Origin of the sequence: Pseudomonas sp. Sample_16, assembly GCF_004307665.1 — a bacterium.
Classification (GTDB): Bacteria; Pseudomonadota; Gammaproteobacteria; order Pseudomonadales; family Pseudomonadaceae; genus Aquipseudomonas.
This window is the reverse complement of record NZ_RCOB01000057.1, coordinates 46039-57468: the sequence shown is the minus strand read 5'-3', so window position 1 is coordinate 57468 and position 11430 is coordinate 46039. Positions and strand designations below refer to the sequence as shown.

Below are 11430 nucleotides of genomic sequence, written 5' to 3'. Positions count from 1 at the left end.
TGTTCATGGGCATTTACATGCGCTACATCCGCCCGGGCCGCATCGGTGAGATCTCTATCATCGGCGTGCTGTTGCTGCTGGGTTCGATCTGGCTTGGTGGCGAGATCGCCGCTGACCCGGTGTGGGCCAAGGCCTTTACCTTCACGGGAATCCAGATCACCTGGATGCTGATCGGCTACGGTTTTGTCGCGGCAGTGTTGCCGGTATGGCTGATCCTGGCGCCGCGCGACTACCTGTCGACCTTCCTGAAAATCGGCACCATCGTTGCCCTGGCCATCGGTATTCTGGTGACCATGCCGGAGCTGAGAATGCCGGCGCTGACCCAGTTCGTCGACGGTACCGGTCCAGTGTGGAAGGGCGGTCTGTTCCCGTTCCTGTTCATCACCATTGCCTGTGGCGCGGTATCGGGCTTCCACTCGTTGATTGCTTCCGGCACCACGCCGAAGCTGCTGGCCAGTGAAGGTCATGCCCGCTACATCGGCTACGGCGGCATGCTGATGGAGTCCTTCGTGGCAATCATGGCCATGGTCGCCGCTTCGGTGATCGATCCGGGTGTGTACTTCGCGATGAACAGCCCGGCCGCCGTCGTCGGCGCCGATGCTGTAACCGTCGCGCAAACCATCAGCAGTTGGGGCTTTGCAATCACCCCGGAAGCGCTGCAAGCGGTGGCCCATGACATCGGTGAAACCACCATCCTGGCCCGTGCCGGCGGTGCACCAACCCTGGCCGTCGGTATCGCGCAGATCCTGCACAGCGTGCTGCCGGGTGAAAACACCATGGCGTTCTGGTACCACTTCGCGATCCTGTTCGAGGCGCTGTTTATCCTCACGGCGGTAGACGCCGGTACCCGTGCCGGTCGTTTCATGCTGCAAGACTTGCTCGGCTCGTTCGTTCCGGCCCTCAAACGTACCGAATCCTGGACCGCCAACCTGGTTGCAACTGCCGGTTGCGTGGCGATGTGGGGTTATCTGCTGTATCAAGGCGTGATCGACCCGCTGGGTGGCATCAACACCTTGTGGCCGTTGTTCGGTATTTCCAACCAGATGCTGGCCGGTATTGCGCTGATGCTCGGCACCGTGGTGCTGATCAAGATGAAGCGCCAGCGTTACGTCTGGGTCACGTTGCTGCCAGCCGTTTGGCTGCTGATCTGCACCACGACGGCGGGCTTCATCAAGTTGTTCGACGCTAACCCGGCAGTCGGCTTCCTGGCCTTGGCCAAGAAGTACAGCGATGCCTTGGCCAACGGTCAGGTATTGGCGCCAGCGAAAAGCATCGACCAGATGCAGCACGTGATCTTCAACGCCTACACCAATGCAACGCTGACCGCGCTGTTCCTGTTCGTGGTGTTCAGCATCCTGTTCTTTGCGCTCAAGGTCGGCGTTGCCGCCTGGGGTACCAAAGAGCGCACGGATAAAGAAGCGCCGTATCAAGCGCTGCCGGATGCCTGATCATGTTCAATGACCTGAGTCGTCTCGGCAAATACCTCGGTCAGGCCGCGCGCCTGATGGTGGGCATGCCTGACTACGATAACTACGTCGAGCACATGCAAACCAAGCACCCGGACCAGCCGTTGATGGACTACGAGGCGTTCTTCCGCGAACGCCAGGAGGCCCGTTACGGGAGCAAGGCTGGACCGAAGTGTTGTTGAGTGAATAAAAAAACCGGCCTGAACAGGCCGGTTTTTTTATGCGCAATTCTGTAACGCCAGCGGATCACGCCGCCAGGCGAGCCGAGGCATGGTCACTGTGTGTAACCTGAACCTCGGTATTTCGTTCGCGGGGCGCCAAGTCCCGCCGTTGTTGTGCCTGCATTGCCCGATCAGCCAGTTTGGCCTTGTGGATCAGGCGACAGAATACGAAGGCGGTGGCGATTGACAGCAATGGCCAGTAGATGAACAGCGCTTTCATGGACATGGCGTTTCCTCATGCTGCCGATGTTTTTGGTGACTACCGAGTGTGTATGGCAGTGGTGTAATGTCATTGTGACATCTTTTCATGAAAAAGACTGTTCATTTCTTGTGTATCGGCATGAATAGTCGCTAGGAATGGCCATTTCAAAGTCACTTCCAAACCAAAGCGGGATAGCCGTTTGCCAGGGGTATCGGTATGCTCTGCGCGTCGTCTGAATGCCATCGATTAATAACTACAGTGATGCCATGAGCCAATCAGAATCGCGTGCGAATGTTCTAGCGCTTTATCCGGAAGACTCCCGCGAGGCCGCAGCGTTGCTCAAGCAAGCCGTGCCCCTGATGGTTCGCCACAACATTCCGCCCAATCCTGTGCATTACGCGCTCTGGTACACCTATAGCAAGGGGCTGGATCCGGAGCTCAACCGGCACCTGGACCGGGTTGTGCGGGACTTCGACGGTTGCCCGCCAGAATCCGCCACCCGGCTGTTTCGCGAATACATCATTCGTGACGAGCTGGAAGACGCCCGCGCCGAGCAGCACCAGGTCATCAGTCTGGTCGACGGGATGGAGCGCGACATTTCGCGTAGCGTGCAGGGCAGTCAGAACTTCCAGAACCGCTTGGGGCAGTGCCTTGAAATGCTCGACGAACCGGTCAGCGATCGCTTGCCGGGCATTCTCAATGAGCTGCAGCAGAGCACCCGCGTGATGCAAAGCCAGCAGGAGCACTTCCTCGGCCAGTTGCAATCTGCGCAAAACGAAATCAAGACCCTGCGCGACAAACTGGAGCGCGCCCAACGGGCCGCCACCGTCGATGGCCTGACCGAACTGCTCAATCGCACAGCGTTTACCCGTTTGCTGCAGCAGGCACTCGGCAAGGCCTCCCGGGCGGTGGCGCTGGTCATGCTCGACATCGACCATTTCAAGCAATTCAACGATCAGTACGGTCACCCATTGGGCGACCGCGTGTTGCAGCATGTCGGGCAAGTGTTGCGCGGCGCGCTGCCCGCCAATGCATTCGCAGGACGTTACGGCGGCGAGGAGTTCTGTGTCGTGCTCGAGGGCTGCGCCGATCTGGCCGCCGCCCATGCCTTCGCCGAACACCTGCGCCTGAAAGTGCAATCCCTGCGGATCAAGGCGCGTGGCACCGATACTGTGCTGGACACGATCACCGCGTCTTTCGGTGTCGCCTTCGCACAGCCCGATGACAATCTGGAAAGCCTGGTGACCCGCGCTGATGACGGACTGTATGAAGCCAAGCGCAACGGTCGCAATCAGGTGCATGCCTTGCAGAAAAGCCCGGCATCGTCTTGCGGTTGCGTCGCGCCGGATTTCTGTTTACTGACCGTCCACGCTGCGCGGCACGCCGAAGGGGTTGCTGTCACGCAAGACCTCGGGCAGTAGCGCGTCAGGGAAGCCCTGATAGGACAACGGACGCAAAAAACGCTCGATCGAGGTCATGCCCACCGAGGTGAAGCGGCTGTCTGACGATGCCGGAAACGGTCCGCCGTGAATGGTGGCGTACGACACCTCCTGCGGATGGGCGAAAGCGTTGACCACGATTCGCCCGGTACGACGCTCGAGGATCGGCAGCAATCGGCGGGCCAGTTCAAAGTCTTCTTCCTCCAAATGCATTGCCGCGCTGAGTTGGCCGCGCAGTGCACGCGCTACCGCGAGCATTTGCGCCTGATCCTTGACCTTCACCAACAGCGCTGCCGGACCGAACACTTCGTGTGCCAGGGCCGATTCGCTGAGGAAGCGATCGCCGTCCACTTCAAGCAAGGCCGACTGGCCATCCAGGTCTGCCACCGCCGCCGTGCCTTCAGCGACAGGTTGAGCGCCAGCGTTTTGCAGGTGGTCCAGACCGCTGAGGTAGGACGCGTGAATGCCCGGCGTCAGCATCGGACGCGCTGGTGCGTCAGCCACACGTTTGATCATGGCGGCACGCATGGCTTCGAACCCGGCGCCTTCGATGGCAATCAGGATCGCCGGCTTGAGGCAGGCTTGCCCGACGTTGACCAGCATGCGCTCGACAAATCCGTCACCGATCTGCGTGCCGCGCACGGCCAACGCCTGGGGCAGGATGAACGTCGGGTTGACGCTGGTCATCTCGGTGAACACCGGGATGGGCTCGGCGCGCAGCTGTGCGCGGCGGTACAGCGCCATGCCACCCTGTTCCGAACCGGTGAAGGTCACGGCCTTGATCAATGGATGGTCGACCAGCGCCTCGCCGATGGCATTGCCGCCGCCACGCACCATGGAGAACACGCCTTCGGGCAAACCGCTGTCCTGCACGGCTTTGCGAATGGCCAACGCTTGAATCTCCGAGGCACCAGGATGCGCGTTGTGCGCCTTGACGATCACCGTCGCGCCGGCCGCCAGCGCTGAAGCAGTATCGCCACCGGCTACCGAGTAGCTGATGGGAAAGTTGCTCGCACCAAAAATGGCCACCGGGCCGAGGGCGATTTTCTGCAGGCGATGATCCATGCGCGGCCGTGGCTGGCGATCAGGCTGCGCCGGATCGATGGCCAGTTGCAGGAAGCGACCTTTGCGCACCACTTCGGCGAACTGACGGAACTGGGTGGCAGCCTTCGCCGCTTCGCCCTGGAGTTGCGCCTCGGGCAGGCCGGTTTCCAGTGCGGCCCGCGCCGCCAAGGGCTGGGCGAGCGCATCGAGGTTAGCGGCGATGCGCTCGAGGAACGCCGCGCGTTCAGTCAGTGAAGTATGGCTGTAGTGGTCGAACGCTTCGTCGGCAAGATTGGCCGCCATGTCCACTTCGTTGACGCCACCGAAGGCGAAGTCCGGCTCGATGAGCAGATTGGTCGCTGGGTTGAGCGCTTTCATGGTCCCGGCACTGGCGGGGACTTCGCTGGCGCCGATCAACAGGTTTCCGGTCAGTTTCATGTTTGGCTCACGGCTTGAGGGTGGCGATCAGTTGCTCGGTCGTCACAATCGAATGGGCATACGTCGGGCCATTCAGTTCATGGGCGGCGTGCATCATTTCCGGTTTGAACGCGGCGGTGGCGTCGCGTACCAGGGTGACGTGATAGCCGAGTTCCTGGGCGTAACGGGCAGTGGCCTCAATGCAGGTGTTGGCGAGGAGGCCGACGATGATCACGTGAGTGATGCCTTTCTGTTTGAGCCGAAAATCCAGGTCGGTATTGGCAAAACCGCTGGAACCCCAATGCTCCTGGACGATGATGTCGCCTTCCTGTGGCGCGAAATCGGGATGCCATTCGCCACCCCATTCGCCACGTGCGAAGTGATGCATGTGCTGGATCTTGCATTGGGTGGGGCTGGGGTGATCCCAGTTTTCGTAGTCGCCGTGTTCCCAGCGACGGTGCGGTACGATGACCACCGGAATGTCGAGGGCGCGGACGGTGCGGTCGAGGCTGCGCAGGTTATCGAGCAAGCCGACCTGCTTGGCGATGGGCTCGAGCAAGGGGAAGATCTTGCCGCCTTCGGACAGGAAATCATTGTAGGGGTCGACCAGCAGGTAAGCGGTCCGATCAAGCGGGTAGGCTGCGTTGGACATGACGGATACTCCAGGAATTTAGACTGACCCATGCCATGGGATTGCCTTGGCATGTTGTTAGTATGATAATCATAGTAACTAGGAAAGAGGCAAGCCCGTATGGCGGTAAAGAAGAATAGTCCTGAAACGTTGTGCCCGATTGCACGGGCCGAGGACATCGTCGGCGATCGCTGGACCGTGCTGGTTTTGCGCGAGTTGTTCATGCGCAATCATCGTTATGACGAGATTCAAGTGCAGACGGGCGGCACGCCGCAGATGGTCGCGGCGCGTCTTAAAAGCCTGGAGGCTGACGGGATGGTTGAGCGCCGCGCCTACAGCGAGCGGCCGCCGCGCTACGAGTACCACCTCACTGCCAAGGGCGAGGCGTTTTACTCGGTGGTCCTGGCGTTGCGTGCCTGGGGCGAGACCTGGTGCAAATCCCCGGACGAGGGGCTGGCCGTGCGTCATATCCACCGGGTCTGCGGCCAGCCTGCGGGACTCGGGCCGTTGTGTGCCCATTGCGGCGAGTTGCTGAGTCGTGAAACGCTGATCAGCGAGCCCGCGCCAGCCTACATCGAAGAACGCGCTGCACGGCGCGACGCTTTCAAGGGCAAGCGCGGGACGGTGGTCGATAAACTCGAACAGTGAGGCGCAGGTGGCATGAGGCCGCTAACGCCGACTATTCGTTCGAGTAATAGTGACCATCATTGATCACAAGTTCTGTTGCCTGCAGCAAACAGTGAAAATTGCGCCCAACTCAAACGCTTTTAACGGAACCGGCGCGATGAAGATTTTAACTCCACTGGCCCTTGTCGCATTTGTGCTGTTGTCGGGTTGTGCCTCCACGCCAAACGACCCGACGCTGACATTGCAGACGAAAAAAGCACCTGAAGAATACGCAGAGTGCGTTCTGCCAAAACTGCATGAAGGTGCACTGCACACCACCGTCTCGGAAACTCAGCGCAGTTACCGGATCGTGGTCTCGAGCAAGGTGGCTGCCGACGACGTTCTCGAGGCCTACAAAGGCAAAGTGTTCCTGTACGAGCGCGCTTTGCTGGCGTCGACGTTCGGTCCTTCCCGGCTTGAACGCGCTGCCCAGGAATGTCTGTGAGGCACCGCTAGCAGGTTCGCTCCCGCCGGGATCAGGTTCGCGCCGCTGTGCTGCTGCGCAACGTCAACTCAAATGGCAACACCACATGCCGCTGTGCCAGCGGTTTTTTCTCGATCAGCGCGATCAACATTTCGACGGCTGTCTGGCCGAACATTTCCGCCGGTTGCGCGATGGTCGTCAGCGGCGGGTCGCAGTAAGCCGCGAAAGGGATATCGTCGAACCCCACCAACGAAACATCCTCTGGCACGCGCAGGCCTTGTTGCTTGATGTGCTTGAGCGCACCGATGGCCATCTCGTCATTTTCGCAAAACAACGCGGTGGGACGATCGGCCAGTTTCAGCATCGCTGCCGCGCCGTCATAGCCGGCTTTGAGGCTGAAATCACCGTGGCAGATCAAGGCAGGATCGGAGGCAATGCCCGCCTGATCCAAGGCAGCCTGATAACCCGCCACGCGATCGCGGGTCAGCGGGCTGCTTTTCGGGCCTTTGATCAGGCCGATGCGGCGGTGGCCGAGTGCGATCAAATGTTCAGTCATGGCCTTGGCGGCGGCGCGGTTGTCGAGGCTGATCGTTGGATGGCGACCGCCCTGGATGACTTCGCAGGCGTTGACGATGGGCGGCAGTTCGGCGTTGGGGAAGGGCGCCTCGAACGGGTCGTAGGCACGCAGCTGGATCACGCCATCGGCTTGGTGGTTGTACACCAGTTCGGCGAATTCCCGTTCGATTTCCTCCCGCCCCTGGGTGTCGCACAGTAGCAAACGATAGTTTGCGGCCTGAGCAGCCTGTTGCGCACCGCTGATGACCCGGGCGAAGAATGTATTGGCGATGGCCGGCACCAGAATCACCAGATTGCCGGTCCTGCGCGAGCGAAACTGCACCGCCATCAGGTTCGGACGGTAACCGGCCTGTTCCACGGCGGCATTGACCTTGTCGCGGGTTTCGGGGAGCACGCGCTCGGGCGACTTCAGTGTGCGGGACACCGTGGCCACCGAGACACCGGCCAACCGGGCTACTTCGCGGATATTGGACAAGACCACCTCGTTTTCAAACAGCGCGGCCGGCGAGCTTACCGCAGGTCGGTCATGGGCTGAAATGTTCGTCAAGTTTTAACCGGGGTTTGACAGGTCACTGAACTGAGCCTAAATTTCCGCCACGATGTAACCGGTTACATCATGACCGGATTCCAGCCCAGATAGAGAAAAAATGCAATGAACGCTGTCGTGCCAAAAATAAGAATGGGATTTGTCGGCGGTGGCGAAGGTGCCTTCATCGCCAAGGCCCACCGTCAGGCCGCCGGGCTCGATGGGCGCTTTGAACTGGTGTGTGGCGCGTTCAGCCGCGACGCCGAAAACAATCAAGGCACCGGCGCAGCGCTGGGCTTGGCGGCGTCACGCTGCTACAGCGACTGGCGCCAAATGCTCGAAGCCGAACGTGCCTTGCCAATGGAACAACGCATGGAACTGGTGGTGATCGTCACCCCCAATCATCTGCACGCGCCGGTTGCCAGCGAGGCGCTGAGCGCGGGGTTTCATGTATTCAGTGAAAAACCCGCAGCGTTGAATCTGGCCGAACTGCACACCCTCAAAACGGTGGTCGAGCGCAGCGATCGTTTGTACGGCCTGGCCCACACTTATCTGGGTTATCCCATGGTCTGGCAAGCGCGGGACATGGTGCGCAGTGGTGTGATCGGCGCCGTGCGGAAAGTGATTGTCGAGTATCCCCAAGGCTGGCTGAGCCAGGACGTCGCCGGGCAGGGCAACAAGCAGGCCGCCTGGCGTGATCTGCCTGAGCAGTCCGGTTTGGGTGGATGCATCGGTGATATCGGCACCCACGCGTTTTCCCTGGCCGAATTTGTCGCGGATCAACCCATTGAGCAGCTGTGCGCAATGCTGGGTATCCATATTGACGGCCGACAGCTGGACGACGATGCCTCGATGCTGTTCAAGATGGCCGATGGCGCCAGTGGCGTGCTGATTGCCAGCCAGGTCTGCGCGGGCGAAGAGAACCCGTTGAAGGTCCGTGTCTACGGCGACAAGGGCGGGTTGGAGTGGCGGCAGGAGGAACCGGCCAGCCTGATCCACCGAGCACTCGATCAGCCGTTGCGCATCCTGCGTTCCGGGGTCGGCCAGGCGTGGTTGTGCGAAGCCGCCAGCCAGCGGATGCGCCTGCCCGCTGGCCATCCCGAAGGCTATCTCGAAGCCATGGCCAATCTGTACGGCGATTTTGCCAATGCGATTCGAGGTGAGGTTGCCGGGCATGACGCGCCGGGCGTGCCCGGTATCGACGTCGGCCTGCGTGGCATGGCGTTCATTGAAACCGTCATCGCCAACCATCGCGGCGACGCCAAGTGGACCGAACTGGTCTGTACCCCATGACGCTGGAGACCTCCATGACCGACTTTTCTCAATCTTCATCCGGCATGCGCGGCCCGGGGATTTTCCTTGCGCAGTTCATGTCCGCCGAGGTTCCGTTCGATACCTTGGCCAACATCGCCCGATGGGCGGCCTCCCAGGGTTACAAAGGTATTCAGTTGCCGACGCTGGGGACGCAGTTCATCGACCTCGCACGCGCTGCCGAAAGCCAGAGCTACTGCGACGAATTGAAAGCCGTGTGTGCCGACGCGGGTGTCGAAATCAGCGAGCTGTCGACCCATCTGCAGGGGCAACTGGTGGCAGTGCATCCGGCGTTCGATACGCTGTTCGATGATTTCGCGCCACAGCATTTGCGTGGGCAGCCCGAGGCGCGCACTGCATGGGCCATCGACCAGTTGAAACTGGCCGCGCGCGCCAGTCAACGTCTGGGCTTGAAGGCTCACGCGACGTTTTCCGGTGCGTTGCTGTGGCCATACATGTACCCGTGGCCACAGCGTCCGGCCGGTTTGGTCGAGCAAGGTTTCGCCGAACTGGCCAAGCGCTGGCTGCCGATCCTCGACTGCTTCGAAGCCGCCGGGGTTGACCTGTGCTACGAAATCCACCCCGGCGAAGACCTGCATGACGGCGCTTCGTTCGAGCGTTTTCTCGAGGCAGTCGATCACCATCCCCGCGCCGCCATCCTCTACGACCCGAGCCATCTGTTGCTGCAGCAAATGGATTACCTGGGGTTCATCGACCGCTACCACGAGCGCATCCGCATGTTCCACGTCAAGGACGCCGAGTTCCGCCCCGATGCCCGTTCGGGTGTCTATGGCGGTTACCAAGGCTGGGTCGAGCGGCCGGGGCGCTTCCGCTCGTTGGGCGACGGCCAGATCGATTTCAGATCGATCTTCAGCAAATTGACCCAATACGACTTCGACGGTTGGGCCGTGCTGGAGTGGGAATGCTGCCTGAAGGATTCCGCGCAGGGTGCCGCTGAAGGTGCAGCGTTCATCGAGCGACACATGATCACCAGGACGCGCAAAGCCTTCGACGACTTCGCCGGGGTGTCTGCTGATGAGCGTTTCAATCGGCGTTTGCTGGGGTTGCCCGACGCCTGATGCAGGTCCCTTGCTGATAAAAAACAACAATAAGACGGTGACTGTTATGACGTTGATGACCGCGCGACTGAGCGCAATGATGTTCCTGCAGTTCTTTATCTGGGGTGGTTGGTTCGTCACCCTCGGTACATTCCTTGCCAGCAATCTGGGCGCCAGTGGCGGGCAGATCGGCATGGCGTTTTCGACCCAGTCCTGGGGCGCGATCATCGCGCCTTTTGTGATCGGCCTGATTGCCGACCGGTTCTTCAATGCCGAGCGCATCCTCGCGGTGTTGCACCTGGTCGGCGCGGTATTGCTCTATCAGCTGTATCAAGCGCCTGACTTCAGCACGTTCTACCCGTTTGTGCTGGCCTACATGATGATTTACATGCCGACCCTGGCGCTGGTGAACTCGGTGGCTTTCCGCCAGATGAGCGACCCGGCCCTGGAGTTTTCGCGCATTCGCGTGTGGGGCACAATCGGCTGGATCGTCGCCGGTGTGGTGATCAGTTTTGTGTTCGCCTGGGACTCGCAAGCGGCGATTTCGTCTGGCGGGTTGCGCAATACGTTCTTGATGTCGGCGATCGCCTCGCTGCTGTTGGGGCTCTACAGCTTTACCTTGCCGCGTACCGCGCCATTGCAGCCGGAAGCGGGGCGTGTCGGTCTCAAGCAAATGCTCGGGCTGGACGCCCTCGGTCTGCTCAAGGATCGCAGCTACCTGGTGTTCTTCATCGCCTCGATCCTGATCTGCATTCCACTGGCGTTTTACTACCAGAACGCCAACCCGTTCCTGGCGGAAATCGGCGTGACCAATCCCACGGCGAAAATGGCCATCGGGCAAGTCTCCGAAGTGTTGTTCATGCTGCTTCTGCCGCTGTTCATCCATCGCTTCGGGATCAAGCTCGCGCTGTTGGTGGGCATGCTGGCGTGGGCCTTGCGCTATCTGCTGTTTGCCTACGGCAATAACGGCGACCTGGCCTTCATGCTGTTCACCGGCATCGCTTTGCACGGCATCTGTTACGACTTCTTCTTCGTTTCGGGCCAGATCTACACCGACGCCAAGGCCTCGGAACGTTTCAGGAGTTCGGCCCAAGGCTTGATTACGTTGGCGACTTACGGTCTGGGCATGCTGATCGGTTTCTGGGTGGCGGGGCAGGTGACCGATCACTACGCCACGACAGCGGGCGGCCATGACTGGAAGCACATCTGGTTGTTCCCGGCAGGTTTTGCATTGGTGATCTTTTTCTTCTTCTCCCTGGCGTTCAAAGGCCGGGAGGCTGTGGAGGTGCAAACTTCGGTTTGATGATCACCTGCCAGCGCACATTCGCCGTCCGCCTGCGCGCGGGCGGTGTCGGCAACGAATTCGCCAGCGGTCTCTCCCGCTCAGCGGCCATGACTGAAAAGCACAAGACTTGCAGCTGAAAAGCCGGATAATGGCCGCCATTCGTT

12 protein-coding genes are annotated in these 11430 nt (G+C 60.4%); 8 read left to right on the top strand and 4 right to left on the bottom strand.

Features of this window, described 5'->3' with window-relative positions:
- Positions 1-1448, top strand: a 1448-nt coding sequence (locus D8U69_RS08355; protein WP_130907096.1) for a carbon starvation CstA family protein, incomplete at its 5' end; no start/stop codon positions are given.
- Positions 1449-1450: 2 nt separating this feature from the next.
- Positions 1451-1648: a YbdD/YjiX family protein gene (locus D8U69_RS08350; protein ID WP_056856655.1), complete on the top strand. Its 198-nt coding sequence runs from the start codon at positions 1451-1453 to the stop codon at positions 1646-1648.
- Positions 1649-1712: 64 nt separating this feature from the next.
- On the opposite strand, the gene D8U69_RS08345 is transcribed toward D8U69_RS08350, so the two are convergent.
- Positions 1713-1913 (bottom strand): hypothetical protein, encoded by a 201-nt coding sequence (locus D8U69_RS08345; RefSeq protein WP_056856654.1) that lies wholly within the window; start codon positions 1911-1913, stop codon positions 1713-1715.
- Between the two features lie 242 nt (positions 1914-2155).
- Between D8U69_RS08345 and D8U69_RS08340 the strand changes: the two genes are divergently transcribed.
- A complete protein-coding gene (locus D8U69_RS08340) occupies positions 2156-3310 on the top strand; it encodes a diguanylate cyclase (protein ID WP_177434557.1) in 1155 nt (384 codons plus the stop codon).
- On the opposite strand, the gene D8U69_RS08335 is transcribed toward D8U69_RS08340, so the two are convergent.
- Both D8U69_RS08335 and D8U69_RS08330 read right to left on the bottom strand, forming a co-directional pair.
- Positions 3245-4810: an aldehyde dehydrogenase (NADP(+)) gene (locus tag D8U69_RS08335; protein ID WP_130907094.1), complete on the bottom strand. Its 1566-nt coding sequence runs from the start codon at positions 4808-4810 to the stop codon at positions 3245-3247. The two genes, D8U69_RS08340 and D8U69_RS08335, sit on opposite strands and share 66 nt — an antisense overlap.
- 7 nt (positions 4811-4817) lie before the next feature.
- Complete coding sequence (locus tag D8U69_RS08330; RefSeq protein WP_056856651.1) at positions 4818-5441, bottom strand: isochorismatase family cysteine hydrolase; 624 nt, start codon at positions 5439-5441, stop codon at positions 4818-4820.
- Between the two features lie 99 nt (positions 5442-5540).
- Between D8U69_RS08330 and D8U69_RS08325 the strand changes: the two genes are divergently transcribed.
- Complete coding sequence (locus D8U69_RS08325; RefSeq protein WP_056856650.1) at positions 5541-6068, top strand: helix-turn-helix domain-containing protein; 528 nt, start codon at positions 5541-5543, stop codon at positions 6066-6068.
- 136 nt (positions 6069-6204) lie between these two features.
- Entirely contained in the window at positions 6205-6531 is a 327-nt protein-coding gene (locus tag D8U69_RS08320; RefSeq protein WP_056856908.1) for a hypothetical protein, read from the top strand.
- 31 nt (positions 6532-6562) lie between these two features.
- On the opposite strand, the gene D8U69_RS08315 is transcribed toward D8U69_RS08320, so the two are convergent.
- Positions 6563-7561: a LacI family DNA-binding transcriptional regulator gene (locus D8U69_RS08315; protein ID WP_130904571.1), complete on the bottom strand. Its 999-nt coding sequence runs from the start codon at positions 7559-7561 to the stop codon at positions 6563-6565.
- 177 nt (positions 7562-7738) lie between these two features.
- Here D8U69_RS08315 and D8U69_RS08310 point away from each other — a divergent pair, with 177 nt between their 5' ends.
- From D8U69_RS08310 to D8U69_RS08300, 3 genes are read left to right on the top strand one after another with little or no spacing between them, the layout of a single operon-like run.
- Complete coding sequence (locus D8U69_RS08310) at positions 7739-8905, top strand: Gfo/Idh/MocA family oxidoreductase (RefSeq protein ID WP_130907093.1); 1167 nt, start codon at positions 7739-7741, stop codon at positions 8903-8905.
- 14 nt (positions 8906-8919) lie between these two features.
- Positions 8920-10002, top strand: coding sequence for a sugar phosphate isomerase/epimerase family protein (locus tag D8U69_RS08305; RefSeq protein WP_241668647.1), 1083 nt, complete (start codon positions 8920-8922; stop codon positions 10000-10002).
- 46 nt (positions 10003-10048) lie between these two features.
- A complete protein-coding gene (locus D8U69_RS08300) occupies positions 10049-11284 on the top strand; it encodes a nucleoside permease (protein WP_130904569.1) in 1236 nt (411 codons plus the stop codon).
- The last annotated feature ends 146 nt before the right edge of the window (positions 11285-11430 follow it).